We start from the raw sequence: 26,623 nt of genomic DNA, 5'->3' as shown, positions 1-26,623 counted from the left end.
ATGAAACAACGTGCAATCAGACAACTGGTGGTGGTAGACTATTTTACCGCTTTACTGGCCTGGCTGCTGTTTTGGGCTTACCGTTATGACATGCTCGGCAAAGCGCATTTTTTCAGATCCTGGGAGATGTTGCGCGTGAAAGATTATTTCTCAGCATTTATTATCATCCCGTTCGGCTGGCTTTTTCTTTATTTTCTTTCAGGCACTTATTTCGACCTTTACCGGAAGTCAAGACTCAATGAAGTAAACCGTACATTGATCTCTTGTATCATCGGTAGCACCGTAGTGTCACTGGCTGTATTCGCCAATGACGCGAACGACTACTCTTACTTTATTAAGATGACAGGCCGTTACCTGCTTATTCATACAGCATGTACACTGTTTGCCCGTCTTTTTATTCTGAGCCGCGTAAAAGCACAGCTTGAAAAAGGCGTTGTAGGCTTTAACACGCTGGTTATTGGAGGTAACCAACAAGCGATTAATCTTTATAAACAGATTAAAGAAAGCCCACGTACACTGGGTAATATTTTTAGCGGGTTTATCTACTCCAACAAAGAAGCATCAAACGGCATGAGCAAATACTTGCCGCAACTGGGTCATCTTTCCGAATTAGAGGACATCATAGACCGCCATCAGATTGAAGAGGTAATCGTAGCAGTAGATTCCTCCGAACACCATTTGCTGGAAAACATTTTGACACGCCTCAGCTACCGGCCGGTAGTGGTCAAAGTGCAGCCAGATTTATATGATATCATCTCCGGTTCTGTAAAAACGAGTAATGTTTATGATGCGGTACTCATTCATATCTATCCGGAACTGATGCCTGACTGGCAACGTGTTTGCAAACGAGTGATCGATATTGTTGCATCGGCATTTGCAATCATTCTTATTTCACCGGTTTATTTATTTGCCGCGATTAAAGTAAAATTATCTTCCCCGGGTCCGATTATTTATAAACAAGAACGGATTGGTCTGTTCGGTCGCCCGTTTTATATCCTCAAATTTCGCTCCATGTATGTAAATGCAGAAGCGAACGGTCCGGCGTTGTCCAGTAAAGAAGATCCACGCATTACGCCATGGGGTCGTTTTATGCGTAAATGGCGCATCGATGAACTGCCGCAGTTTGTAAACATTCTAAAAGGCGAAATGTCGCTCGTAGGGCCACGTCCGGAACGTCGCCACTTTATTGAAATTTTGTCTCAGACACATCCGCACTATAAATACATCCACAAAGTAAAACCTGGTCTTACTTCCTGGGGAATGGTGCAATATGGTTATGCAGAAAACGTAGATGAAATGGTGGCACGTATGAAATACGATCTGCTCTATATCGAAAACTGCTCGCTGGCACTGGATGTAAAAATCATCCTATACACATTTATCGTACTGTTTCAGGGACGCGGCAAGTAGTTATCGGTTATAGACCCGGAACTTTCCCCGTGTCAATCGTAAACTAAACTTCGTACGCGAGATATTCTTTCGAAAATTTCAGGTAGTAAATGGTCGCGACATCGCCAACGTAAAAATGGCGATATGGTTCAGGTGTGAAACTGAGAATAGATTCGGAATCCAGCCAGTAGATATTGTAACCCATTGGCGTCTCATAAGCGGATGTAATGTGTACTTTTTCCTTTACAATTTGCCCGAACTCAGCATCCTGTTTGAAATGTACATTCATCGAACAAAAGTTGAAGATGCAGAAAATATAGACGATCACAATACCGACTGCAAGCCAAAAACAAAACGAAGATTCTGAAATATAGGACGTACTTCCTTTTCCCGTAAGTTTAATAACACCGTTCACCGCTGCGGAATCTGCCCCCAACACGACAACGAGATAAAAGATTATTGCGACAGCAGTTGTCAGTATGATATTTCCTCCAAGCGGCGCGTAATAACGATCGCGAAGCGCAGACTTTAAATCATCTTCCATCGGGATATAAGTCATTTCATTTCCCATATTTCAGCGCTGTTGCGGGTAGATTAAAATTACCAATTCTAAATAATCAACTAAAGTCGTACGCCAGGTATTCCTTTGAGTATTTCAGGTAGTAAATCGCTACCGAATCGCCGACCTTAAAATGATAGTAAGGCTCAGGCGTGAAAGTCAATATGGATTCGGAATCCAGCCAGTAGATATTGATTCCGGCGGGAGTATAAACAACATCCGTGACATGCACTTTCTCTTTCACTATTTGTCCAAACTCCGCGTCTTTTTTATAGTGTATTTTGTACCTGAGCAGACGGAATAAAAAAAGTAAATAGAAAAAGCCCAACGCTATCGCCAACCAGAAATACAGTGCTCCCATAGACACCGCTACAGTTTCTCCGCCTTCTCTTTTCCCCAAAAACTCAAGAAAGCCATCTTTCGCTCCAGAACTTGCGCCGGATACAACAATCACATAAAATGCGATTACCATAACAGAGATCAAAATGATATTTTTTCTGACCGGCACATAATAACGCGCACGAAGTGCTTTTCTGAAATCATCTTCCATTGGGACGTAGCTAATTTCGTTTTCCATATTTCGGATGTATGTGTTTTAGCATTCGACTGACCTCCGGACTCAATCTTCTGAACCCTGGCATTAAGCAAGCGCCAACAACGCTTCACCCACCACAAAGAAACTTCCCGTGATTAACAACGCATCTTCCGAAGTCATCAGATGTTTGGCTGCCTTGAGTCCTTCTGCAATTGTCGGATAATAATCGCCTTTCAAACCTGTTTCCTTTGCTTTCTCCCAAAGGTCTTTTGCAGGAAGTGCGCGAGGAATTTGAGCATTACAGAAAAAATAGATGGCCTCTTTCGGAAAAAGAGAAAGTGCTTCCTTCACATCTTTGTCTTTTACAAAACCGACAAGGATATATTTTTGCTTTGCTTCCACCTGCCCCCATTGCTGCATGATTTCTTTCACGCCGGCCGGATTATGTCCCACATCTGCAATGATCGCCGGATTCGTCTGCAGCCATTCCCAACGACCACGAAGACCGGTTAGTTCTTTCACTTTTTCCAGCGCCGCGAATGTGTTTTCCAGAGAAATATTCAGCCCTGCCTGTGTATGCAATATTTGCGCAGCAGATAAAATCGTACGCATGTTTTGATATTGGTAACTACCGAGCAGATCGGTGTGTATCTCATAAATTTTTCGTGTGCTGTTTTCTACCGCTTTGAAATATTGAAACTCCGCATCCTGTTTGATACGAACCAAATCCCAAAGACTTTCTGCGTAATAGATCGGACTTTGCTTTTTTACCGAATGTTCGAAGAAAACATTTTGTGTTTCCTCTTGCTGCTCGCCAATCAACACTGGGATATTCGGCTTGATAATCCCTGCTTTTTCACCTGCAATTTCTGTGAGTGTATTACCCAGCACATCGGTATGATCATAACTGATATTGGTAATTACAGAAAGGATTGGCGTAATCACATTGGTACTGTCTAATCGACCGCCAAGGCCTGTTTCAATCACAGCAATATCCACTTCTTCATCAACAAAAGCCTGAAATGCCATTGCTACTGTGATCTCAAAAAAAGATGGTTCTACAGTTTCTATCAGTTCTTTGTGTTTCGCCACAAAATCAACCACCCATTGCTCGCTCACAGGTTTTCCATCAATGCGAATCCGTTCTCTGAAATCAACCAGATGAGGAGATGTGTATAAACCAACTTTATATCCACTTTGCTGCAAAATAGCTGCCAGCGCATGACTCGTGCTTCCTTTGCCATTGGTGCCGGCAATATGAATGGTCTTATATTTTTCTTGCGGCTGCCCTAAAGCGGCACAAAGTTTGAGTGTATTAGTGAGATCTTTTTTAATAGCATCTTTCCCAAGTTTCGAAAACATGGGCAGCTGCGCATATAGATAATCCAGCGTTTGCTGATAATCGTTTGTCATGTGCATGGTAAGAAAAAAATCAGGAGCGGGCTTTGAAAACAATGGTCACAGTGCCGATCTGCTCAGGCTCCGAACCGGTACTCTTGCTAAATTTTGCCTGGCTCAGCTTTTGTTTCGCAATACGTGTGAGTTCATTGTTAGGAGAACTCTTAATGATAATGTTCGTAATATTTCCATCACGGTCTACAGTAACACGCGCCACTACTTTACCGCCTTCATGAAATTCTGCCTGAAAAACGGAAGGTGAAATTCCTCTGCTGCCGAATCCTTGTGTATTAATACCACCGTTACCAGGACCAGGACTTCCTACATAGTTCGCAGCACCTGGTGTTCCGCCCGGCACGCCTCTGTCACCATTGCCGGTTGTATTGCCCTCACTGGTGCCCGGATGATCTTCCGAAGCGCCATTGCCACCTGTACCTGTTGCACCATTATATACATAACGCGGACGTTGCGGTTGTAGATGGTTATTGGTTGCAGTTTGTGTAGGCTGTTGGGTATGGCTACGGTTTGGTGTAGCTGCACTATTTGTTGGCGTGTTATGATTTTTTACCGTGTTCGGTTGCACTGGTTTGATCGCCGGAGCATCCGCTTCATCGGTCTTCATCATGTCTTTCTCTTCATTGGCCTCCTGCGCTGCCGCCTGATGTGTTCTTTCCGAACGATCCGGTGCAGGGTCACCTATTGCCATCGGCTGATCGGTACCACTACCGTCAGCATCGGTACCCAGATTTACTTCCATACCCATTTCTACAGGCGTCGCTGCGGTTACAGGACTGCTGTATTTCACGAGAATGAACAGTAAAAGCAATACCACATGCACGCCTACAGTCCAGGCTGCGGCTTTTGTATTTACGGCTGTATTATTGTCAGATGTTTGTGCGAACATGCTGCGAAAATTCGTTGTCCTCAAATTTAATTCTTCTCTTCCGTACCCTGAAAGAACGAAGCTATAGCAATTGTTAAATCAGGCGAAACAGTAAATTAATGTATTTTTTTCATCGCAGCAGCTATTTCCTGCGCGGCGGTATCTTCCTGAACGGAAAGATCATCGATAATATTTTGTTGCTCGCGTTCTGTTTTGTTCTGGCTGAGCTTATGTACGGCCTGCAGATTGGTAATGGTGACCTCAAAAGGCACAATCCCGCTATACAGATCGTTTTTGTAAGCTTCGGAAAGTGTGGCCCACTGTTTCAAAAATGCTGGTTCGCTTTCGCGCATCATGGTTTCCAGTATTTCAAAACCGCGGGCTTCGTCGGTTACGATATCGATGGCACCGTAAACATGTACGGCTATATAATTCCAGGTGGGAACGTTTTGCTGCTTTTCGTAATTGGACGGAGAAATATAGGCATGCGGACCGCTGAATATCACCAGCACTTCCTGCCCTTCAAATTCTTTCCACTGCGGATTGGCTTTGGCCAGATGCGCGGTGAGTTTCATTTTATTTTCAGACAATTCAATGCTGAAGGGCAGATGTGTAGCCCGCGGACGTCCGTCTGCACCATTCGTTACCAACACGGCAAAGTTATTATGCCGTATAAAATCAAGAATTGCGTCCTGGTCTTTCCAGCCGAATGATGCAGGGATGTACATTTATTTGAGATTGAAGATTTTTGATTTGAGATTGGCCTGCCAATTCCTTGCATCCATTTTTTCAAAACAACTTATTTATTTGAGATTGAAAATTTCTGATTTGAGATTGGCCTGCAAATTCCTTGCACCCATTTTTCAAAACAACTTATTTATTTGAGATTGAAAATTTCTGATTTGAGATTGGCCTGCAATTCCTTGCACCCATTTTTCAAAACAACTTATTACCTACAATTTTTAACTCACTAAAATACTAGTACTCGCGTTAAGCGTCCTCCTCCTTTGGAGGAGTTAGAGGAGGCCCCTAGTGTGCGAAATCCTCATCGTAATTCACCATACGCTCTGCCGGCGGATTATAATAGCCGAATTTTACGTTAGGGAATTCTTCGTGAATTAAATCCATCAGTTGGCGCATACCAAGGCTTTCGCCGGTATCCATCACGCCGATTTTACCAAGATACCAATCCGGATCAATGTTGAAATTACGCCATTGAATCATGCTGAGATCGGTATATTTGATCACTTCGCGGAGTGCTTCGTATTCTTCCACACTATCGGTCATACCAGGGAACACAAAATAATTGATTGAAGCCCAGCCACCGTTCTGGCGTACGATACGCAAGCTTTCGATGATGTCTTCAAACTTATAGTTATTCGGTTGGTAGTATTTGGTATAAATATCTTTACGAACTGAGTTCAGACTCACGCGAATACTGTCCAGGCCAACTTCTACCAATTTCGCTACCGCATCTGGCTTACTACCGTTGGTGTTGATATTGATACTACCCTTTTTAGTATGCTTACGGATTTCGATGATCGATTCGCGAATGGTTTCCCACATCAGCAAAGGCTCACCTTCACACCCCTGACCAAAGCTCACGATCGGATAAGGCGCTGTTTCCAGATGTGGAACGGTATATTCTACAATCTCAGCTGCCGTTGGTTTAAACGTCAGACGATCTTGCGAAGAGAAAATTTCTTCTGTTTCCGGCTGGAAGGAAATACAACCGATACAATTGGCATTACAAGCCGGAGATGAAGGAATCGGACATTCCCAGCGACCCATAAAATAGTTTCTTGCTGCCGGGCACTGATAAGTCAGCGCACAATTTTCTGCGATATGCTTTACCAGACGATTGTGGGGATACGCTTCCAGCATATCTTTCACGCCAAGCTGTACTTTGTTGTCATCATAACCTTTGCATTCCTGGCGGATATCGCGCTCAATACGCGTAGCTGGAACGAAAAATTTATCATCATACCAACCTACTGCTGTGTAACAAAACAATGGCAGCGTTTGTGCATCAGGAATAGCTTCGAAAGCCGCAACATAAAAACCTGTGTGCGCCGGCGGAATGAATGCAGCTACAGCCCATCCTTTTTCACAAAGACGCATCTCGCCTGTTTTCACGTCGATACCAATGCCGCGTCTGTCGGGCAATTCATAGAGCGAACCACCTTCCGGCAATTCAATCCAATCTTCTTCTGGTATCGGCATGGCATCCCATCCGGTGCGGCCCACCACATAAAGGCTTGTATCCTCAAAAATATTACCCTGACCGTCTGAATATAAAACGTATGGAGACACTGTATAAAAAATTAAAAAGTCAAAATTAAAAATGTGAATGGTGAATGGTCGATAGTGAATAGTCGATGTTGGTCAAACGTCAATTTCGAAAGTGAGTTGTGAGTTTCCCCCGTCGCGTCATTGCGAGGAACGAAGCAATCTGCGCAATGTGACACCTTAGTATGCTTCGACTTCGCTCAGCATGACACGAGCAACTGTCTATTAAACCGTGTTAACCGATTAACGTATTAACCTGTTAACGCGAAGCCTACCAATCATTCTTATCGCGCTTCGTTTTTCCTTCTTCTATTTGTTCCAGGCAGAAAAGCTCAAACTGTTCCTTGTTGACATTATTGGCGCTGATGTTCCACTGATAAAGACTGTTGTCTACACAGTCGATGGTGAGTGTGCCATAACGCAGCAGCACTTTTTCTACATCCTGCCAGTGAATATTTCTTTTGCGGGCAATGACCGGCAGTTTAATTCCTTCTTTTGCCACTTCTACAGTGAGTGTTACGTTTTTCTGGCGTTCCCAATAAATGCCGAAACAAACTGCCAGCACAATAACACCTAAAACACCTGCAGGCATCCACCATTTCAGATTAGCTACATACAAAGCCGGCGCCAGCACCAAAGCAAGTTCCAGAATACGGAATTTGAAATTTACAGCAGGTTGCTGTAACCAACGGTTACGGTAGAACGCAACCCCGAGGATAAACAAGCCCGCCAGCAGATAAAATCCACCGGGAATGGCTGCCGAATGAAAAATGGTTTTACTCCAGAACTGTAAATAGGCGCCCAGCAAAAAACAGACTCCACCAATACCACACAGCGTAAACCCTATTATCAAATGTAATGCAGTGACCTGGTGTGGTTTAATTTTTTCCTCCACCAATGGCAATTCAAAATTCATGGCGGCAAAGTTACGTTTATTATGGCTTTGCTGGCGGATAAAAACGTTAATATTAGTCTGTTCGATATGTATCGGCCGCGTGTTCTGCTAAAGAATTTAATTCCAGGAAAGTACAATCGGTTTCGGCAATGATTTCATGCCATTCGAATGCCGGAATTTCCATCATAGTTGGACCAATGACCACTTTGGTATGTTTTACCGTTCCGTTGGCTTCGCGCCAATTAGCAATGCAGTGGCCGGAAAGCAGGATGAGTATTTCAGGATTTTTATTGATGGACAACCCTTTGTGATAATGACGACCGCTCACGGTACCCGCTTTGCGGAAAATGATCAGATGCTGGCCCAGCCGCGGATGGTAATATTCTGCGGTAAAGCCGCGTTCGTCGTGGCCGGTAGTTTGGAGTGGTTTGAAGGTCATGATGATGTGTTATTTTCTGTAACAACTGCCGAAAATAGTTTTACGTCAAAATCTTTAAGTGCTTTGGATGTATCGCCTTGTAATTTTATTTGTCCGGCTTCGGCCATTTTGCGGAGGCGCCAGCCGAGGTAGGTATCTCCGGTAGGCACGCCATGTTTGGCAATGGCAGCGTTGATCACTTTGGACGCTTTCTGGAATTGCTGCGTGCAAAAACCCGTCAGAATTTTATCATAAAAATCTTCCGAGCGCGATGTCAACTTTTTACCGCCTTCCGCAGTGCGAATCCCTGTATCTTCCTGCACCAGCTTACGCCATTCTTCACCGTCTACTTCTACCTCTGATGGTGTGACCGGTCGGGCGAGTTTGCGTGCTTTGATAATTTCTTTCGGAAGTATATAGCTGAAGCTTTTCGGGTAAAATACTTTTCCGGTTTCGTCGAGGAAAGGCAACCCTGCGATGTTGATGAGATAAAAACGCCCTATGTGTTTCGACATATAATGCAGCAGCCAATGATAAGCGCAGACATCGGCCGGAATCGGCGCCATCCAGAACCAGGCTTTCACGTCTTCATTTTCATACATAGCTTTGGAGATCTCTAACAAGCGCTCCATATCGTCTACTACAATCTTCACTTTGTCATTGCCGGTTACATCCTGCCAAAACGCGCTACGCAGTTCGCTGAATGTTTGCCCTTCGGCTTTTTGCAACGGGCCTACGCTCAGCACATCTCGCAGCACCACCACTTCGCCGGCCATAGATGGTTCGGCTTCAATTGCTTCCTGCAGTGGCTTTGCGGCTTCATCGCCTACAACGAAATGGTAGATCATAAGGCGAATTTAAGAAAATCGGCAATGGTGAATGGTCAATGGTGAATTCTTTGCGTGAGTGGGTTTACGCGAAAGCGCAGAAGATTATTTCTTACAACGGAACGGCGGCGCCGCAAACCACTCGCGCAGAACACAAAATATGAGCCGTCCCGAGGCCGAGGAACGAGGACGTGGGGAACAGGTTTCGCGGAGGACCTATACCTTATTATAGGTGAACCTACACTTTACCATAGGTGGACCTACACTTTACCATAGGTGGACCTACACTTTACCATAGGCGGACCTACACTTTACCATAGGTGGACCTACACTTTACCATAGGTGGACCTACACTTTACTATAGGTTCACCTACCCATTACCATAGGTGGACCTACACTTTACCATTGGTGGACCTACACTTTACCATTGGTGGACCTACACTTTACCATAGGTGGACCTATCAAATCGATAGGTAGTGGTTATCCACAAAAAAGCCTGACTTGTTATAGTCAGGCCATTGAGAAACAGTTTATTAACTGAAGTTTATTTATTCTTAAGCAGTTGCTGCAGCATTTCTACTTTTTCGCGCTCCGCTTGAAGCAGGCGTTCGTAGAGTTGCTTGTTTTCATCCAAAGCAGCAAGCCATTTTTCTAAAGGATTAAAAGTATTGTTTTGGTCACCAGAACTTAGGTTTACCGGGGATTCGTTAAATGTACTATTGATAAAATTGACGCCAGGTTCTTCATTCAGTACGTCGAACGCTTCCACCGGTATTTTCAGAACAGAAGATAGTTGTTCCAAAATGGCATCTTCAATTGTCTCTTTATGCTCTAGCAAGGAAATCTTTTTCTGACTCCAATCGTCGCCCATCTCAAAAGCTAATGCTTCCTGTTTCCAGCCTTTCCATTCGCGAAACTTGCGCAGATTCTTACCGTGATGTGCTTTGTGATTACTTGCCATAGCGTCAGCGTATTATTGATTATAGCAAATATAGCTGTTTAGTGATGAGTTAGGATTGATGATTTATGAGTGTTTCCCGGCGCGAAATCAGATCCCCACTTCCTCGTACCTCGTCATCGGGATGACGGTGGGGTGTTTTTTTCCATGTCACGTCGACAAAGGAGACGTCCCGCGAAATGTAGGTACGCATTTCGCGGGATCCCTCTTTCATCGGGACGGTGTGGTTGTGTTCTCTCCGCGAGTCATCGCGAGGTACAACGTGGCGATCTGATTTCGCGTTTTGATGTTCTCTGGTTTTGTCGTTTATTAGCTTAATACAACCAGAAAACGTCTCATATGAAATACCTTTCCCTGTTGTGTATTCTACTTTGTGTGTTTTGTTCTTGCAAGCATAAGCAACCTAAAACTGTTTCGCATAGCAAAAGAGAGGACAGTATTGCGAATGAAAAAGCGTTGTGGCATTATGCTGATTCTATTCAATCAGCTTTTATACGATCAGTTCGTGAGCCACATATAGATACGTTCAAACACGAAGTATACCGCTACTGGGTCGATTTAGTATTTCATCCCGATTTCACTTTCCGCTTGGAAGATATCAATGGGAAATGGATGCTCACCAGCAGATGGATACAAGACGAATGCGCTGGATGCAAGACCGACATTTCAATAATCGTACATGGCAAAACGCGTAAAACTCGTTACGGTTCTGTAATCGATAGCAGCGTTCAGGAACTGACTACCAAACAATGGAATACATTCCACGACCTGCTTGAGGGAAGCTATTACCGTTGTATGCAGTCCCCAGACTGTGATGATGGTATCCTTGACGGGAATTCACTAATTCTGGAAACGATGTCAATGACGGGCTGCTGCTGCAAACCAGATAGTCTTCATTACTACCATGTGGGTGTGCACGTACCAAGGGAAGGCAGTTTTAAACAGGCCTGCAAGTATTTGATGAGCATTTCTCTGCTCCTTGAACCAAAGAACTGGCGAAGAGATTTGTGGCGGATTATGTAATGCCTGACCCTTTTTATCTGAAGAGACGTTGCCGTGCAACCTCGACGTGTTTTGCACGTCTCCACAATATGCGGGAAAGCTAAATAGCCGCAATGCTCGCAACCGAAGAAAGTTTGCAATAAACCGATTTAGTCATTAATTGGGATGACCGTGTGGTTGTGTTTTCTCCGCGGGTCATCGCGAGGAGGTACGACGTGGCGATCTGATTTCGGGTTTTGTTGCACGGCCCGATGCTGTGATGTTCCCTTATGATCTGGTAGATACATTGCATGCAACGTCTCCACAATATGCGGGAAAGCCCGATAGCAGCACCACCGATGAACGGAGCGTCGCAACTCCGTTTAACCGGAGGACGAGCGCTGGCAGCCAAAAAGAAATATAATGACTGATTTAACCAATTAACTTTTTAACCAATTCCCCTTTTACCTGGCAGCCTTTCAACTTATTAACCTATTAACCTAACTTTTTAACCTATACTAACTATTTTTGCATCCAAATCAGAAAAAACATTTTATGAGTTTTATCACAAATATCGTTGCCCGTCAGGTACTTGATTCACGCGGCAATCCTACTGTAGAAGTTGACGTTCATACCAGTGAAGGCCACATGGGCCGTGCTGCTGTACCATCAGGAGCATCTACCGGTAAGCACGAAGCTGTAGAACTGCGTGACGGTGACAAGAAGAAATACCTGGGCAAAGGTGTTTTGAAAGCGGTAGAAAACGTAAATGAAACAATTGCTGAAGAGCTGTACGGCTGGGACGTTACGGACCAACGCGGTATCGACTCTATGATGATTGAAATGGACGGTACTGAAAATAAAGCGAAACTGGGTGCTAACGCAATGCTGGCGGTGAGTCTGGCGGCTTCTAAAGCTGCTGCGCAAGCTACTGGCTTGTCACTGTACCGCTACGTTGGCGGCGCTAACGCGAAAACATTGCCTGTTCCGATGATGAACATTCTGAACGGTGGTGCGCACGCTGATAACAAAATCGACTTCCAGGAATTTATGGTAATGCCTGTAGGCGCATCTACTTTCAGTGAAGGTCTGCGTTGGGGCGTTGAAATTTTCCACGAACTGAAAAAAGTACTGAAGGATAAAGGTTATTCTACAAACGTTGGTGATGAAGGTGGTTTTGCGCCGGATATCCAAAGCAATGAAGAGGCAATTGAAATCGTCCTGAAATCAATTGAGAAAGCTGGTTTCAAACCGGGCGAGCAAGTCTCTATTGCAATGGATGCAGCGATCTCTGAACTGTACGATTCTAAAAGCAAAAAATATCATTTCCACAAATCTGGCGGTGCTAAACTGAGCAGCGAAGAAATGGTGGAATACTGGGTAAAATGGTGTAAAAAATATCCGATCGTGAGCATTGAAGACGGTATGGATGAAGATGACTGGAAAGGTTGGAAACTCCTCACTGAAGCACTGGGCAGCAAAGTACAGCTGGTAGGTGACGATCTGTTTGTAACGAATGTAAAACGTCTGCAAAAAGGCCTTACAGAAAACGTTGCTAACGGTCTGCTGGTAAAAGTAAATCAGATTGGTACGCTGAGCGAAACGATTGATGCAGTAACAATGGCACAATTCAACCGTTACAACACGATCATGAGCCACCGCTCTGGCGAAACGGAAGATTACACAATTGCTGACCTGGCTGTAGCGCTGAACTGCGGACAGATTAAAACTGGTTCTGCGAGCCGCTCTGACCGTATGGCTAAGTACAACCAACTGCTCCGTATTGAAGAGGAACTGGGTGCGAATGCTTATTATCCGGGAAAAGCGCTTAAATTCGGTAAATAATCAATGGTGAATGGTGAGTTGTGCCCTTCGACTTCGCTCAGGGTGACAAGTCAAACGTCAAACGTGAAACGTCAATTTTGTAATTTGTGGATGCTCGCGTTTGGAATGCTCCTCCTTTGGATGAGTTAGAGGAGGCCTCACTGTCCATTGTCAATTGTCAACTGTCAATTAGAAAAAGATGAAGCTGCTTCGTATTTTAAGCAATAAGTTTTTGGTCACGACGGCGATCTTCGTTGTTTGGATGATGTTCTTCGACCAGAATGATTTCTTTTCTCAGAAAGAACGCATGGAAGAGCTGCAGGATACTAAGGATAACATCGGGTATCTGAATGCTGAAATTGCGGGCATGGAAAAGGATTATAACGCGCTGATTTCTGATCCTAAAAGATTGGAGAAATATGCCAGAGAACACTACCGCATGAAGCGCGACAATGAAGACTTATACGTGATCGAGAAAAAGTAGTTTCGGACTTTGACGATATAAAAAACGGCTGAAAGATTTTCTTTCAGCCGTTTTTGTTTGGATACCCAAACTTTGATTTGTAAATCAATTAATTTGTCTTTTTCGAGTGAGCTCTTTTATCGAGAGATTTATAAATCTGATATTGTCAACCGTATATCGTTTCCATAACCGCTTCGGCTCAAGTGCAAACCGATATAGCCATTCAAGACCAGTTTTTTGGAAGAACAACGGAGCACGTTTTTTGAGATCGAAATAAAACTCGAAGGACGCACCCAGACAGAGAATCAATATACCCTCATTGTAATTTTTCTCCTTCAGTAACTCAGCAATCTTTGCGCCCAGCATTTCCTGCTTAGGAAAAGTCAGACCCAAAAACAAAAAACGTGATTTGCTTGCAATGATTTTATCGGCTACTTCTTCCGCAAATGACTGGATATATTCCTTTTCATCGGGATTAAAGAATTTAGGAACGAAGCTGCTACAAAGGTTATATTCTTTATTGAATGATTCCGCCAGCAGGTTGTTAGGCAGCACAAAAGTTGCGTGATACTTTTTCTCCTTTACCTCCTTCCATAATCCAGGAAAAAGATCACTACCTGTAAGGCGATTCCACTCTACTTTATAACGCATCTTTCCCAACCAGATGATGGGCATTCCATCAGGTAGTACATAAGCCGACTGCTTGTATTTTTCCAGCAGCGTTTTATTTTTTTTGTCCAGAAAGTTTACGACAAGAAATGCATTGAGTGTAATCAGGAAATTTACGTCACCATCGAAATGCGCAGCAGCGGCTTGCATCAGCGCATCGGTGATTTCACCAACATCATTTGCTGTAATAAATTCAAAGCCGAAAAGCGTTACCTTATTAAAGTTCATTATTTACTTTTTGACCAGCCTTCGCTTATCCCTTTTATTGCCCATTTCAGGCTTTTAATATTCATTCTCGTACGAACAATACTTATGCCTGTCAACAAGATAGTAGCAATCGATGAAACTAACGCCGAATAATGTTTGCGGGAAAACAGTATAGCCGAGCGGCTGTAATAATAATAGAATAAATGTTTTTTACCTTCTGTGCTCACGCTCCCTTTATGAAATATCACACTATCAATGGCAAGTACATTTTTATAACCAAACTCAGCAGCTGTGTATTGCCAGTCCTGCTCTTCCGAATAAAGAAAAAAACGTTCATCCATTAACCCGATTTCTCTTAATGCACTTATCTTGATTAATAAACTGGCGCCATTCTGATAATCCGTTTTGTTTTCTGCTACTTCATTCCTATCAATTTCACTCCAACGGCAATTTTTATATTGAAGCTTGGAAACCCCCCAATATTTAAAATACCGAACCCCACAACATTGCACTAAATCTTTATTATTTCCATCCAGCGTCACAGAACCAACAAATGCGTTTTTTTTGTCCTCTTTCATCTTCCTGATCATCTCATTAAGACTATCTGGAGTTGCCGTTGCATCATTGTTTAATAACCATACATAGTCGTACAATTTAGCTGTAACTATCTGGTTCAGGACGAGATTATTTCCCTTTGCAAATCCGTAATTATCTTTTGCAACAATTAACGAAACCTTTCCTTCAGAATGCCGCAGCTGCACAATTTCTTCTTCCTGAATTTCCCTCCATGAGACACTACGTTCCGATAACCATTGCTTAATTTCAGCAACAGAATTATCCGTAGAGCAATTATCCCATACTATTATATGCGCACAACTCTCCATATCGATTACTGTTTTTAAACAGTCTATCGTATCGGTTCCTCCATTCCAGTTTAAAATAATAGTAGCTACTAAATCCAAAATCTCCGAGATAAAATTTATGAACGAATTCTAATAAAATTAAGCGCCTTCTGAGTAAACGCAAAAGGCAACAGTAAAAAGCAACAGAACATTTGCAACCCCGCATATCTTCCATGTAGGGCTTTAAATACCGAACGTATTCTTTGACCATCTATCTGTTCGCCCTTTAACTGCAACAGAATTTTCTGACAAAAATAATAGGCGAGTCTGTAAGTATAAGTCCAATAATTATACTTCCGTTTATGTAACACATAGATGGAAGACAAGATCATTGTTGTCTGATTTCTGCTCATACTATTATCCGAACTCCGATAAGAGCATCCGATAAAATTAATCGGGCGATAGTTGTGTAGAGACCGCAAAATACCCAGATGAAAATCCCAATCTTCCTTTGATTTTAATGACTCATCAAATCGATGCCCTTTTATTGCGTCCGCAGGAAACAGGAAACAATGAACAGGTATTGTAATTTTTACGTCCCAATACTTATAAATCTTTTTAAAATCAAAACCGAGACCTTCCTTCCCATAATCGCGAAACAATTTATGCTCCGTTTCACATTTTTGATAAGGATCATCTGCGAGTCCGTATATGTAATCGCAAAACAAGACGTCCTTTTTGTCCAGAATGGCATAAGCCATTACCATTTTTTCCAATTTCTCCGGGAATAATATATCGTCCGCATCAAGAAACTGGACGTATACACCAGTACTTTTTTCTAACCCAAAATTGCGTGCGGAAGACAATCCGCCGTTTTCTTTATGAAAGTATTTAATTCTGGAATCGGAATTCACAAATTCCACAGCAATCTTAGCGGTATCATCGGTAGAACCATCATCTACAACAATACATTCCCAAGCTGTATACGTCTGCGCCATTACAGAATGTATGGTGGTTTGCAGAAATGGCGCAGCATTGTATGCGGGAATAATGACAGATACTAAAGACATACTTATTCAACTTCTAACTTCTCTTTATACAAATCGCAAAAGAACAATAATTCAAAAAATACGACGACATCTAATGTTTCAAACAAATAGGCGTAATTAAAATAAATCAGTAATAGCGGTAACAGAAACAGCGAAAAACTGAGCTTCTTGTACTTCCGGATAAAAAACCAGAGGTAAAAAACCAGGAATACAACCAAACCAACCAGGCCGTATTCACTTAAAAGCTGGTTATAAACACTATTTGGAAAATTATTTACAGAGTGATAACCAATCGGGAGACTCTCCAGACTCGTAATAATTGCTCCATGATTTTTATAATAGACGTCATAATCCGGCTTGGGTAACTTCTTATTTAAAATAGTAGGGCCGTAAATGCCAGATAAGTTGGCAGCCAGTTTGGAAGAAAACGTACCAGCGCCACTACCCGCTAGGGTATAAAGGTGATTATTTTTTAGAAAGTTCCGGGTTTGTTCATATGAGATTTTTTTTCCGGAAACTTTATCAAAGGTATATATCGATTTCTCTGCGCCAACCGTTAAAGCGTCCAACTTAGGTGCTGGGTTAGCCACGGAATCATTTTGAACGACAGGGGCTTTTTCAGTTTCGATAGTTTTGTCTACATGAATTTCTGCCCCATTTTCCTTTAGTGAATAAATAGATTTACTAATCCTTTGATTCAGATATTCTATATTTTCGGGCGTTACAAACGCGTAAAAACTGATTATATAAACTATAAATGCACATATAACAAACTTTACTTTACGTCCTTTCAGCAAAAAAATGGACAGCCCTAATATCATAAACAGGAGCAACGTAACAAGATTATAGCATACAGCACATATTACCAGCAGATTGAGAAATGAAAGAAGGTATTTTCTCCTGAAAAGGAGGAAAAGAAAAAGAAACTGAGCAATAATTGCATTGTAGTGATTATCACTAAAAAGTCCCCTGATAAGATCTCCCGAAGATTGCCCATAGGGGTGCATGATATTCGGAAATTTAATATCGGGAGCAACGACATTTGCTTTATATGGGTTAAATGCATGGGTTGCTTTCATTACCAAAATGAATTGTACCACACACACCAAAAAATTAACTATCGTAAAAATTCCCAGAGCGTTCTGTACTTTCTCCACTCCTTTCTTTTCAACGCTCAATCGCATCTGATGGATAACCAGAAAGCTCAAAATCCAATACATCGAACTTGCAAACAATGTACTCCAGTTTCCTAGGTACGATTTCCCCAAGAGGAAATATTTCAATATTTCGATAGCCGGCAGCAAAAGGTAGAATAATGGAAGCCGACCATTTTTCAACCCGAATTTCAAATCAAACCGAAATATGTACAAAAAGGCAACTGCTGCTATTTTAGGAATTAGTCCGTCTTGCGAAAGAATCAGTAAAAACAACAATAACACCCAGTCAATCTGCTGAAGTCTATTTTTAAATGTCGATGGGCTTGTCTGAATTTGTGGGTTTTCTAGCATATCTAATTTTAATTAAAATAATTATTCCTGTTTTTTTTCTGGATTACTTTTCGGTAGAAGTCGAGATTTTTTTGAGCAATGTTTTGAATAAGAAATGCTTCTTCTATCCGGCGTTTGCCATTTATAGCAATTTTTTTTCGTTCCGATCCATCCTCCAATAGACGAATTATCGCGTCAGCGATGCCTTGTACATCGTCAGGATCTATTAATAACCCGTTTTCACCATTAGTTATCAATTCAGGGCCTGAAGCTCTTGTCGTATAAATTACGGCTGCCATATTTACCATCGCCTCCATCGGGGCTAATGCGAAACACTCAGCATAAGACGGGAAAACAGCAACTTCTGTTTGCTTCATCTTCATAAATAATTCATCACGGGTTACATGTCCCATAAACGTTACCGTTTCCATTGCTTTTCCATCCAGAAAAGAAGCTGCCTTTTGAATATCGCCTTTCCCCAAAACAGACAGACGGACGTCAGGCATTTTCTTCACTACAATGTTCCAGGCTTTCAATAATTGAAAAATTCCTTTCTTTTCAGATAAAGCTCCTGTAAATACTACCGTCCCGGATTCTTTATCATATACGGTTTCCTCCTGAGGCTCGATTCCATTGTATAAAATCTCAATTGGCCGATCCAACCTAAAATATTCTGCTGTTTTCATCGCGGTATAGCTACTTACACTCGAAATCGCTTCTGCCTCCTTTAAATACCAGTACTCGGTTTCCTTGATATAGGGCTTAATTTCCTTACCAGCTTCTTCGGCGAAATACGTCATTGATCCATGCAACTTCACGACTACTGGCACAGAAAGTTTTTCCAGTACTCTTTTCTTCCGGCAAAATCTTATATAATCATTAAAATCCGGCCGTTCTACAAGATCGATCTCATACTGTTTAATCAGGCCTTCTAAAAAAACATGATATTTCAATAAACTATTCTTTATCTCCAGGTCCCATATTCCGGAAATCATGTACAGCTTATTTATTGCTTTACCAACTATCTCAACTTTTTTGAACGGGATTTTCAATTTTCTTTTAAAACGATAGACTTGTACTCCTTTATCTAAAAAATGGCATTGTCCACCGTACGAGTAATCATAAAACCCTGCAACAACAACTATATGCCCTGCAGCCACCAATTCCCGCGCTAAGGTCTGAACCGCTGTCCCAATCCCGCCGTGCTTTCCGGGGGGATATTCATCACATAAAAGCAGTATGTTCATTACTTCAAGCTTATAAGTGTATTTTTTATTTTACTCAAACGAGTTTCCTTCCGGGTTAACGCAAAAACACAAAACCCACCAACCGCTATCAGCAATTGCATCGCAATTGGTATTCCGGAATATTTTACGACCGTCACTAAAATTACTGCAAGCAGCAAAAAAAGCAGGGAAGGCTTCAGATCAATTAGGATTTTATTCTGCTTCAGGGTATAGAAGTAAAGCACCATTTGCAAAATACTTGAACCAAGAAATGCAATTGCCGCACCATGTTCTTTAAACAACGGAATAAACACCAGGTTAGCGACCAAATTTACCACGGCCGTAATCATCGTTAACTTGGCAACACTTTTATACTTGCGACTGGCAAAACTAATCACCCACATAAGGTTTATTACAAAATGAAATGGAATACACGCAGAAAGCAATGTGAAAGTCAGCTCATTTACGGCACCATATTTATTCCCAGTGAGCTGATCTACCCAAGGCGACCAACCAATATCCGCAACCATTACTATCAGAACCGCAAATGCAATTTCAAGAGAAAAAATCTGATTGATCAAATCATGCTGTGATTGATTCAAATCGTCACTTTTTTGCAGCAATCTTGAAAAACGGGGTAACAAAATAGTTCCAATGACAACAATCGGCAGCTTCAAAACTTCAAAAGCCCGATACGAAAAACTGTAATTGGCAGTGGCGGTATTGGTACTCAGAATCCCCATCAGGATCCAATCCACACGCGAAAGGCTCGAATCAAACAGCACGGCGATATACTGCGGCATGGACTCCTTCAGCAATTTTTTGTAAGCGCTGAATTTAAATTTCCACACAAACCCTCCCTTCGCTGCAATGTATAAAAACAATGCAACCAACTCCAGTAGGCCAGCAAACGCCATTATAAGCAACACCGCCGAAATAGAAAAAGGACGGTAGTATGTCCAGGCCAGACACAAAAGCACTTTGGCGACATTACTAACTAATGCAATTACGGCGTATGGAGTAAATTGTTCTTTAGCATTCAAAAATTGCTTTAAAGGCGTCGCTATAAATATCAGCGACTGCACGATAAAGAAATACGGCAGGAAAACCAACTTATCAACGTCACCCAAAATGAACTTTAAAAGAAATAAAATGGTAACTGCTACCAAGGAAAATGTTGCATTATGAAGAAAACACGCAGCCGCAGCCCAATTCGAAGTGCTAGATGCTGCTACCCTCCGAATAATTACTTGCTCCATCCCTAATCCTACGAGCGTAGTAATGGTAATAGCTGTCGCATTTGACCAACTGATAATACCAAAATCATTTTTAGAGAGGTAAAATGAAGTAATATAAAAGAATAATACTCCCAAAAATTGCACGGCAAGTGCTTGCACACTTGCTGAGAATATTTTACTAAAAAATCCATTTTTTACGCGAAGGGCCATGGGCGAAAAACCGCAAAGGTAAGAAAATAAATAGAAAACAGTTTTAGACCATGCTAAAAGCCTTCACACCTATCTCTAAATCTGTACATTTGCTAATATGCATCGTACTCGCTGGAGACCCCAATTTTATTTAATTTCCTTATGCGTATTGGCATTTGCTATTTCAATGCCATTCATCTATGGCTCCATATCAGTTATTTTTGTCGCTCTTGCTTGGATCGTTTCCGGTGATTTCCCTCAAAAGCTTAGAAGATTGATATCTTTTGGAGCTATAGTTTGGATTTTATATTACATTTTACATGCTATAAGTTATGCTTACAGCACAGATAAAGGGGAATCAGCATTCGACCTGCAATCGAAAATGAGCTTTGTGCTGTTACCGTTGTGTATCGTTGCCGGTGATCAGCTCAACGGTGAAAAACTGGAAAAAATATTCCTCAGCTATGTATTAGGGATTACAGCGTCCGCAATTTATTGCATGGGAAAAGCCGTCTTTTTGTACCGTCACACACATAACGTTAATTATTTTTTCTATCATACACTAGTAAAGGGGCTAGAAACTAATGCCGTTTACATTGCTTGGTTCGCTATACTTTCCCTTTTTATGCTACTTTTTTTTAACTGGAGTAAATTTTTCAAAGGGAAAAATGCGATCTGGCGCTGGCTATTATTTGCGTTGCAAATGGTCTTTTTTATTCTGCTCTCCTCGAGGCTTTTAATCGTGTTATTTTTTGTACTCATAATACCAGCAGGATATGCTGTTTATTTCAAAGTAAAAAAAATATCATTCTTTAAGATGGCAGTTGCTGTGGTGACGATAGTAGCGATCGCCATAAGTATATTTTTCACAGGCAATCCTATAAATCAACGATACAAAGACATTGAAAAAAATAATTTCAGTCAACTTTTCAAAAGCGATTATACCGACAAAACACTCGAATTCAACAATCTTACTATAAGAGTGTTTGTTTGGCGTGTTGCATTACAGAATATCAAAGAAAAAGATCTTTGGTTAACAGGATGTGGAAACGGAAGTGTACATGATATCCAGAACAAAAAAATGAAAGATCTCGGTCTCTCGGCTTTCCAAAAGCCTCATCCGGAAACCGCACTATACAACATGAATCTCCACAACATGTATCTCCAGTCCCTACTCATGTTGGGTATTCCCGGACTACTCTGTTTCCTTGCAATTGTCATTGTTCCATTCTTTTGTTTCAAAAAAATAGAAAACAAAACTGTTTTTGTACTCTTTCAAATTGTATCAGCTCTGTTTATGCTGCAGGAAGCAGCATTACAAACCCAGGCAGGGATTATTTACTTCACATTTTTTTCACAAATCTTTTGGAACTTATACTATCCAACCGTTAAAAACCGTTCCAAATTAGCTCGTATTAATTCAATGTGATTTTTTTTTCGCATCTTCGCACCCGAAAACCAAAAAATCATTGAGAATAAATAGGGGTTTTCATCCTTTAGACCGTTTTTATATATAAGTAATGGAACAACCTATCATATTTAAAATACCATCCACGACGGAACGACACACCAAATTGGTGCCGGTCCACTCTGATACTGCCGAAATACGAGAAATGTTCCGGGAGATCAGCCAGCGTTACATGGTATATCAACAACCTTCCTTTTATTTTCGTGCCAAAAGAATCATGGATATCACGCTTTCAATGATTTTCATCCTTTTGGTTATGTCATGGCTGGTTCCTATTGTCGCGTTGCTCATCAAACTAACTTCCAGAGGTCCAGTTTTTTTTATCCAGAAACGTACTGGTCATCAAGGCATCGAGTTTGATTGTTTCAAATTCCGCACCATGTATATTAACAATGACGCGGATACCAAACAAGCAACTGCGAATGACAAACGAATTACTATGGTTGGTAAATTCCTCCGTCTTACGCACCTTGACGAAACACCGCAATTGTTCAACGTACTTCTCGGCGATATGAGCGTTGTAGGGCCGCGTCCGCACATGTTGTATCATACGCGTCACTACGCACAAACCATTCCTTACTACAACCTCCGTCACGAGGCTGTTCCGGGAATGACTGGCATGGCACAAATCAAAGGTTATCTCGGCGAAATCACAATCGATCGCGAATTGCGTAAACGTATTCAATGGGATATTTACTACCTGAAAAACCGCAGCATCGGTATGGATATAAAAATCCTTATCATCACGGTACTGCAGGTTTTCCAGAAAGCATTTTCCGTATTTAAGAAAAAGGACTAGTTGATTAAACCGTTAAAAGGTTAATTCTTCGACACCGACAACTCATATTATTTGCGGCGTTATCTTCAGTTGAAGATAACGCCGCTTTTCTTGTTGGCTGCATCAAGCGGAAACGTCAGCTATTCAACAGGGGCAATTCATCTCATAATTCATAACTCATAATTCTTTTGCGGTATGATTATTTTCAACTAATTTTTAGGTGGATTAGTTTTATGTGCAATCAACATAAGCACTCATTCCTCTTAATTCATCACTCATAATTACAAAGACATGCCTGTCATTATAGCCGCCACAGACTTTTCGGAAGTTGCCAATAACGCCATTTCTTATGCATGCGACCTTGCCAAAGCAACTGGTGCTTCAGTTGTAATCGTCCATTCTTTTGTAATTCCGATAGCATTTAGCGATACGCCTTTGCCTGTTATGCCGATGGATGAAGGGCGTGATATTGCAGAAGACCGCATTAAAGAGGTCGTTGCCATGCAACGCAGAAATAATCCCGGTATTGAGATCAGCGGAAAAGTTTTATATGGCGATATTGTTGATTGTCTGGAAGAATATATTGAAGATCAAGGTGCGCCATGGATGATCATTGTGGGCAATTCTGGCAACGATGGGACTATACTGTTGGGTAATTCTGTAGTCACCGCAATGAAACGTTTTACGACAACAGTAATGGCTATTCCGCAAGGTGTTCGCTATGAAGGCGTGAAAAAAATCTGCTTTGCCTGCGACCTGGCACATATTCCGTCCAATTTTCCCACACAGGATATTTTAAATCTGGTTGAAAAAACGGGTGCTGCACTACATGTCTTGCATGTAAATGCCGGCGGGCCTCAACAGGAAATTAAATTTGAACAAACCCCGGTTTATAATTTACTCATCGCGGCGAATCCGCAGTATCATTATCAAACGAGTTCAGATCCAGATCAGGAGATCATGAATTTTATTGAGAAGGAACAGATCGACTGGTTGCTTATTATTCCGGGCAAACATTCTTTCTTCGAAAAATTATTTCATAAAAGCCATACAAAAGCGATGGTGCGACTGGCACATATTCCTGTGGTGGCAGTAAACGCTTCATAAAGCTGAAAGCCTGAAGCATAAGGCCTAAAGCTATAAAAAATGGTCAGACGACTCTAAGTCATCTGACCCTTTTTGTTATAATAATACATCTTGCGTGTATAACGTTGTCATGCTGAGCGGAGTCGAAGCATATATGCAATGTGCAAATCTCTGTGCCATTTCCGCCGCGAGAAAATCCTTAAGAATTAATCAGGAAACAGAAGACTTCTTTCGGCCCATGTATTCCGACAACCAAAGTCTTTTCGATGTCCGCTGTACGGCTTGGGCCTGTATTTAAGTTAATCATGGAAGGAAGATTATTTCCATAACGTTCTTTCATAAGCGTAATGCCTTGCTGCAAATCATCTACTACCTGATGCGCATACGCTACAATAATATGTACCGGATAAAAAACCGGCGCTACCCTGCCATGATATTCTTTGCTGCTGAATACGACAGAACCGGTGCGTGCCACAAGCATTTCACAGGAAGTAATACAGGCGTCGGCACCTGCAGCCTTGGGATCTACCTGTTGTACAAAGTCCAGTTTATTATTTTGAAAGACGTTCAGCAGCCGTTGTTCGGAACAAAGTAGCTGTTGCCAGCCACGCTGATCATACAATACGTGCAAATCATCAAGCAGCTCTTGTTCGTTTTCGCAGAATACAAACTTTCCACCCAGCTTAATAAACTCCGTTGCAAAACGTTCTTCCGGCGACATATCTGATCCCGCAAAAACTTTAGCTATAGATTCTTTATCCACCTCCGGAAATGGCATCGGCGTTGACGCCTCATGCAGCCCCTTGCGGATTTTACGAAGTATATTCTCTTTTGCCTTTGAAGTCTTGAACGATTGCATACAACACAACTTTCAACAAAAATAAAAAAGCGACAGGTAGAACCTATCGCTTTTTTTGAGTTTTTATTTTTTGTACTTAAGCGTTTTCTGTATTCATCACGTTACCGCCGGTCATACCAGTCAATGGTGGCGCATCGTCTACTGATGGTGCTTCTTCGTACGGACGGGCACCGATCAGGCGTTCCATATCGTCTTTATACAGCACTTCTTTTTTCAGCAATTCTTCTGCGATCACTTTCACTGCTTCGATTTTGTCATTCAACAGGTTTTTCACTTTGTTATAAGCGCCATCAACCAGTTTCCGAACTTCATCATCGATCATTTTACCGGTTTCTTCAGAGTATGGTTTTGTAAGACTACCTTCGTTTTGCGCATCGTAAAACGAGATATTACCGATCTTATCATTCATACCATAAACAGAAACCATTGCATAAGCCATGCGTGTTACGTGTTGCAGATCGCTCAGCGCACCAGTAGAGATTTTGTTGAACACAAGTTCTTCCACCGCACGGCCACCAAGAGACATACACATATCATCGAGCAGGTGATCTGTATTACGGATATACATTTCCTTCGGCAGGTATTGAGCATAACCCAGCGCAGCCACACCACGCGGTACGATCGTTACTTTTACCAGCGGATGTGCATGTTCCAGGAACCAGCCAGAAACTGCGTGACCCGCCTCGTGATAAGCGATCACACGTTTTTCATCCGGAGAAATGATTTTATTTTTCTTTTCGAGACCACCAATCACACGATCGATGGCATCGTTGAAATCGTTCATATCCACTTCTGTTTTACCGTTACGTGCCGCAATCAGCGCTGCTTCGTTACAGATATTGGCAATATCAGCTCCCGCAAAACCAGGTGTTTGAACAGCCAATTTGTGAATATTGAGATCTTTTGATTTCTTAATCGGTTTCAGATGCACTTCAAATATCTTTTCACGGCCTTTTACATCCGGAATATCAATAGAGATCTGACGGTCGAAACGGCCTGGGCGCAACAAAGCTGAGTCAAGTACATCCGGACGGTTAGTTGCCGCCAGAACAATGATACCGCTATCGCCACTGAAACCATCCATTTCTACGAGCAATTGGTTGAGCGTGTTTTCACGTTCGTCATTGCTCATCACCATGTTTTTACCGCGAGCACGACCAATAGCGTCGATCTCGTCAATAAATACGATACAAGGAGATTTCTCACGTGCCTGTTTAAACAAATCACGCACACGGCTTGCACCAACACCTACGAACATTTCCACGAAATCAGAACCTGACATAGAGAAGAAAGGAACCTGTGCTTCACCGGCCATTGCTTTTGCGAGCAACGTCTTACCAGTACCCGGAGGACCCACCAGTAATGCACCTTTCGGAATCTTACCACCGAGTGCTGTATACTTTTTAGGATTTTTCAGGAAATCCACGATTTCCATCACTTCCACTTTTGCTTCATCAAGACCTGCAACATCATTAAATGTGATATTGACACGTGTACCTTTTTCGAAAAGCTGTGCTTTTGATTTGCCGATATTGAAAATACCACCGGCACCGCCACCAGGAGCGCCGCCGCCCATTTTACGCATAATCAGGAACCACATCGCAACCAGAATGATTACCGGCAACAGGAATGACTGTAAAATATCTTTCAGCAGGCTACCGCGGGAATCATACAACACTGCAGGTTGTTCCGTTCCTGCAGGCATTTGCTGCACTGCATCATGCATATCATCTCTGAATTGTTCTACCGAACCGATTTTAAACGTGAACGCCGGCGAGTTATCGCTGTTGTTCATATTGAATTTATTATCGGACGCAGCAGGCGTGCTTCCTTTTTTAAGGTAAACTTCGGCTTCAGAATTATTAACTACAACTACCTGGCGAACTTTTCCCTGATAGAGATAATCGTTTTTAAATTCGAGGAAACTGTGTTGTCCCGTACCTGGCGTGAAGTTGGTGCCAAAAAATTGCACACCAATCAGCCCAAGGAAAATAAGGCCGTAGATCCAGTATATATTGAACCGGGGGCCTTTTCGAGGGTTCTTATTGTCACCTCCCGGCGTAAGACCGGGTTTCTGTTTGTTTTCTTCCATTTTTCGTAGTAAAA

At 42.1% G+C, this 26,623-nt stretch carries 25 protein-coding genes; 7 read left to right on the top strand and 18 right to left on the bottom strand.

The genetic code is table 11. The features are described 5' to 3' along the window. A complete protein-coding gene (locus DN068_RS13750; protein ID WP_165836396.1) occupies positions 1–1,410 on the top strand; it encodes a sugar transferase in 1,410 nt (469 codons plus the stop codon). Between the two features lie 43 nt (positions 1,411–1,453). Here DN068_RS13750 and DN068_RS13745 read toward each other — a convergent pair whose 3' ends face one another. The 10 genes from DN068_RS13745 to DN068_RS13700 all read right to left on the bottom strand — a co-directional run bounded on the left by DN068_RS13745 (position 1,454) and on the right by DN068_RS13700 (position 10,154). Then, on the bottom strand, positions 1,454–1,960 hold the full coding sequence (locus DN068_RS13745; protein WP_110999504.1) for a hypothetical protein: 507 nt from the start codon (positions 1,958–1,960) through the stop codon (positions 1,454–1,456). A gap of 46 nt (positions 1,961–2,006) precedes the next feature. After that, the gene (locus DN068_RS13740) at positions 2,007–2,525 is read right to left on the bottom strand and encodes a hypothetical protein (protein WP_123985348.1); all 519 of its coding nucleotides are present in this window, start codon (positions 2,523–2,525) and stop codon (positions 2,007–2,009) included. 63 nt (positions 2,526–2,588) lie between these two features. Next, a complete protein-coding gene (locus DN068_RS13735) occupies positions 2,589–3,896 on the bottom strand; it encodes a bifunctional folylpolyglutamate synthase/dihydrofolate synthase (protein WP_110999502.1) in 1,308 nt (435 codons plus the stop codon). Between the two features lie 19 nt (positions 3,897–3,915). After that, the gene (locus tag DN068_RS13730; RefSeq protein ID WP_110999501.1) at positions 3,916–4,785 is read right to left on the bottom strand and encodes an energy transducer TonB; all 870 of its coding nucleotides are present in this window, start codon (positions 4,783–4,785) and stop codon (positions 3,916–3,918) included. A gap of 95 nt (positions 4,786–4,880) precedes the next feature. After that, positions 4,881–5,492, bottom strand: coding sequence for an FMN-binding negative transcriptional regulator (locus DN068_RS13725; protein ID WP_110999500.1), 612 nt, complete (start codon positions 5,490–5,492; stop codon positions 4,881–4,883). A 301-nt stretch (positions 5,493–5,793) separates the two neighbouring features. Further along, a complete protein-coding gene (locus DN068_RS13720) occupies positions 5,794–7,077 on the bottom strand; it encodes a radical SAM protein (protein WP_243630249.1) in 1,284 nt (427 codons plus the stop codon). Between the two features lie 247 nt (positions 7,078–7,324). Further along, positions 7,325–7,969 (bottom strand): hypothetical protein, encoded by a 645-nt coding sequence (locus DN068_RS13715; RefSeq protein ID WP_110999499.1) that lies wholly within the window; start codon positions 7,967–7,969, stop codon positions 7,325–7,327. A gap of 52 nt (positions 7,970–8,021) precedes the next feature. Beyond that, on the bottom strand, positions 8,022–8,387 hold the full coding sequence (locus tag DN068_RS13710; protein ID WP_110999498.1) for a hypothetical protein: 366 nt from the start codon (positions 8,385–8,387) through the stop codon (positions 8,022–8,024). Further along, positions 8,384–9,214, bottom strand: a complete 831-nt coding sequence (locus DN068_RS13705; protein ID WP_110999497.1) for a DUF3658 domain-containing protein — start codon at positions 9,212–9,214, stop codon at positions 8,384–8,386. Before DN068_RS13705 ends, DN068_RS13710 begins: the two co-directional genes overlap by 4 nt. A gap of 523 nt (positions 9,215–9,737) precedes the next feature. After that, positions 9,738–10,154, bottom strand: a complete 417-nt coding sequence (locus tag DN068_RS13700) for a helix-turn-helix domain-containing protein (RefSeq protein WP_110999496.1) — start codon at positions 10,152–10,154, stop codon at positions 9,738–9,740. A 336-nt stretch (positions 10,155–10,490) separates the two neighbouring features. On the opposite strand from DN068_RS13700, the gene DN068_RS13695 reads away from it, so the two are divergent. The 3 genes from DN068_RS13695 to DN068_RS13685 all read left to right on the top strand — a co-directional run bounded on the left by DN068_RS13695 (position 10,491) and on the right by DN068_RS13685 (position 13,440). Further along, complete coding sequence (locus DN068_RS13695; protein ID WP_123985347.1) at positions 10,491–11,174, top strand: hypothetical protein; 684 nt, start codon at positions 10,491–10,493, stop codon at positions 11,172–11,174. Between the two features lie 513 nt (positions 11,175–11,687). After that, complete coding sequence (gene eno, locus DN068_RS13690) at positions 11,688–12,977, top strand: phosphopyruvate hydratase (protein WP_110999494.1); 1,290 nt, start codon at positions 11,688–11,690, stop codon at positions 12,975–12,977. Positions 12,978–13,155: 178 nt separating this feature from the next. Next, positions 13,156–13,440, top strand: a complete 285-nt coding sequence (locus DN068_RS13685; RefSeq protein WP_110999493.1) for an FtsB family cell division protein — start codon at positions 13,156–13,158, stop codon at positions 13,438–13,440. An 84-nt stretch (positions 13,441–13,524) separates the two neighbouring features. Here DN068_RS13685 and DN068_RS13680 read toward each other — a convergent pair whose 3' ends face one another. The 6 genes from DN068_RS13680 to DN068_RS13655 are packed head-to-tail and all read right to left on the bottom strand — an operon-like array spanning position 13,525 to position 20,347. After that, entirely contained in the window at positions 13,525–14,316 is a 792-nt protein-coding gene (locus DN068_RS13680; RefSeq protein WP_110999492.1) for a WecB/TagA/CpsF family glycosyltransferase, read from the bottom strand. Beyond that, positions 14,316–15,257: a glycosyltransferase family 2 protein gene (locus DN068_RS13675; protein ID WP_110999491.1), complete on the bottom strand. Its 942-nt coding sequence runs from the start codon at positions 15,255–15,257 to the stop codon at positions 14,316–14,318. The genes DN068_RS13680 and DN068_RS13675 overlap by 1 nt, the downstream gene beginning before the upstream one ends. Before the next feature lie 17 nt (positions 15,258–15,274). Continuing rightward, a complete protein-coding gene (locus DN068_RS13670; protein ID WP_110999490.1) occupies positions 15,275–16,207 on the bottom strand; it encodes a glycosyltransferase family 2 protein in 933 nt (310 codons plus the stop codon). Between the two features lie 2 nt (positions 16,208–16,209). After that, complete coding sequence (locus DN068_RS13665) at positions 16,210–17,694, bottom strand: hypothetical protein (RefSeq protein WP_110999489.1); 1,485 nt, start codon at positions 17,692–17,694, stop codon at positions 16,210–16,212. An 8-nt stretch (positions 17,695–17,702) separates the two neighbouring features. After that, positions 17,703–18,920 carry a glycosyltransferase family 4 protein gene (locus DN068_RS13660; protein WP_110999488.1) on the bottom strand — a complete coding sequence of 406 codons (1,218 nt, stop codon included), beginning with the start codon at positions 18,918–18,920 and terminating at the stop codon, positions 17,703–17,705. Then, positions 18,920–20,347 (bottom strand): oligosaccharide flippase family protein, encoded by a 1,428-nt coding sequence (locus tag DN068_RS13655; protein ID WP_110999487.1) that lies wholly within the window; start codon positions 20,345–20,347, stop codon positions 18,920–18,922. Before DN068_RS13655 ends, DN068_RS13660 begins: the two co-directional genes overlap by 1 nt. Positions 20,348–20,495: 148 nt before the next feature. Between DN068_RS13655 and DN068_RS13650 the strand changes: the two genes are divergently transcribed. The 3 genes from DN068_RS13650 (at position 20,496) to DN068_RS13640 (ending at position 23,679) form a co-directional block, all read left to right on the top strand. Then, a complete protein-coding gene (locus tag DN068_RS13650; RefSeq protein WP_165836394.1) occupies positions 20,496–21,755 on the top strand; it encodes an O-antigen ligase family protein in 1,260 nt (419 codons plus the stop codon). Between the two features lie 91 nt (positions 21,756–21,846). After that, on the top strand, positions 21,847–22,593 hold the full coding sequence (locus DN068_RS13645; RefSeq protein WP_110999485.1) for a sugar transferase: 747 nt from the start codon (positions 21,847–21,849) through the stop codon (positions 22,591–22,593). 270 nt (positions 22,594–22,863) lie between these two features. Beyond that, complete coding sequence (locus DN068_RS13640) at positions 22,864–23,679, top strand: universal stress protein (RefSeq protein WP_110999484.1); 816 nt, start codon at positions 22,864–22,866, stop codon at positions 23,677–23,679. Between the two features lie 178 nt (positions 23,680–23,857). Here DN068_RS13640 and DN068_RS13635 read toward each other — a convergent pair whose 3' ends face one another. After that, positions 23,858–24,517: a LutC/YkgG family protein gene (locus DN068_RS13635; protein ID WP_110999483.1), complete on the bottom strand. Its 660-nt coding sequence runs from the start codon at positions 24,515–24,517 to the stop codon at positions 23,858–23,860. Positions 24,518–24,593: 76 nt separating this feature from the next. Beyond that, complete coding sequence (gene ftsH / locus DN068_RS13630) at positions 24,594–26,609, bottom strand: ATP-dependent zinc metalloprotease FtsH (RefSeq protein WP_110999482.1); 2,016 nt, start codon at positions 26,607–26,609, stop codon at positions 24,594–24,596. Between the last annotated feature and the right edge of the window lie 14 nt (positions 26,610–26,623).

Source organism: Taibaiella soli (genome assembly GCF_003236175.1).
Classification (GTDB): domain Bacteria; phylum Bacteroidota; class Bacteroidia; order Chitinophagales; family Chitinophagaceae; genus QKTW01.
The sequence above is the reverse complement of the archived record's forward strand: the minus strand, read 5'-3'. Positions and strand labels throughout refer to the sequence as shown.

Bases quoted from the DNA above. Each gene is read 5' to 3' on its own strand.
- DN068_RS13750 (WP_165836396.1), top strand. From the start codon at position 1: ATGAAACAACGTGCAATCAGACAACTGGTGGTGGTAGACTATTTTACC.
- DN068_RS13745 (WP_110999504.1), bottom strand. From the start codon at position 1,960: ATGGGAAATGAAATGACTTATATCCCGATGGAAGATGATTTAAAGTCT.
- DN068_RS13740 (WP_123985348.1), bottom strand. From the start codon at position 2,525: ATGGAAAACGAAATTAGCTACGTCCCAATGGAAGATGATTTCAGAAAA.
- DN068_RS13735 (WP_110999502.1), bottom strand. From the start codon at position 3,896: ATGACAAACGATTATCAGCAAACGCTGGATTATCTATATGCGCAGCTG.
- DN068_RS13730 (WP_110999501.1), bottom strand. From the start codon at position 4,785: ATGTTCGCACAAACATCTGACAATAATACAGCCGTAAATACAAAAGCC.
- DN068_RS13725 (WP_110999500.1), bottom strand. From the start codon at position 5,492: ATGTACATCCCTGCATCATTCGGCTGGAAAGACCAGGACGCAATTCTT.
- DN068_RS13715 (WP_110999499.1), bottom strand. From the start codon at position 7,969: ATGAATTTTGAATTGCCATTGGTGGAGGAAAAAATTAAACCACACCAG.
- DN068_RS13710 (WP_110999498.1), bottom strand. From the start codon at position 8,387: ATGACCTTCAAACCACTCCAAACTACCGGCCACGACGAACGCGGCTTT.
- DN068_RS13705 (WP_110999497.1), bottom strand. From the start codon at position 9,214: ATGATCTACCATTTCGTTGTAGGCGATGAAGCCGCAAAGCCACTGCAG.
- DN068_RS13700 (WP_110999496.1), bottom strand. From the start codon at position 10,154: ATGGCAAGTAATCACAAAGCACATCACGGTAAGAATCTGCGCAAGTTT.
- DN068_RS13695 (WP_123985347.1), top strand. From the start codon at position 10,491: ATGAAATACCTTTCCCTGTTGTGTATTCTACTTTGTGTGTTTTGTTCT.
- eno (WP_110999494.1), top strand. From the start codon at position 11,688: ATGAGTTTTATCACAAATATCGTTGCCCGTCAGGTACTTGATTCACGC.
- DN068_RS13685 (WP_110999493.1), top strand. From the start codon at position 13,156: ATGAAGCTGCTTCGTATTTTAAGCAATAAGTTTTTGGTCACGACGGCG.
- DN068_RS13680 (WP_110999492.1), bottom strand. From the start codon at position 14,316: ATGAACTTTAATAAGGTAACGCTTTTCGGCTTTGAATTTATTACAGCA.
- DN068_RS13670 (WP_110999490.1), bottom strand. From the start codon at position 16,207: ATGTCTTTAGTATCTGTCATTATTCCCGCATACAATGCTGCGCCATTT.
- DN068_RS13665 (WP_110999489.1), bottom strand. From the start codon at position 17,694: ATGCTAGAAAACCCACAAATTCAGACAAGCCCATCGACATTTAAAAAT.
- DN068_RS13660 (WP_110999488.1), bottom strand. From the start codon at position 18,920: ATGAACATACTGCTTTTATGTGATGAATATCCCCCCGGAAAGCACGGC.
- DN068_RS13655 (WP_110999487.1), bottom strand. From the start codon at position 20,347: ATGGCCCTTCGCGTAAAAAATGGATTTTTTAGTAAAATATTCTCAGCA.
- DN068_RS13645 (WP_110999485.1), top strand. From the start codon at position 21,847: ATGGAACAACCTATCATATTTAAAATACCATCCACGACGGAACGACAC.
- DN068_RS13640 (WP_110999484.1), top strand. From the start codon at position 22,864: ATGCCTGTCATTATAGCCGCCACAGACTTTTCGGAAGTTGCCAATAAC.
- DN068_RS13635 (WP_110999483.1), bottom strand. From the start codon at position 24,517: ATGCAATCGTTCAAGACTTCAAAGGCAAAAGAGAATATACTTCGTAAA.
- ftsH (WP_110999482.1), bottom strand. From the start codon at position 26,609: ATGGAAGAAAACAAACAGAAACCCGGTCTTACGCCGGGAGGTGACAAT.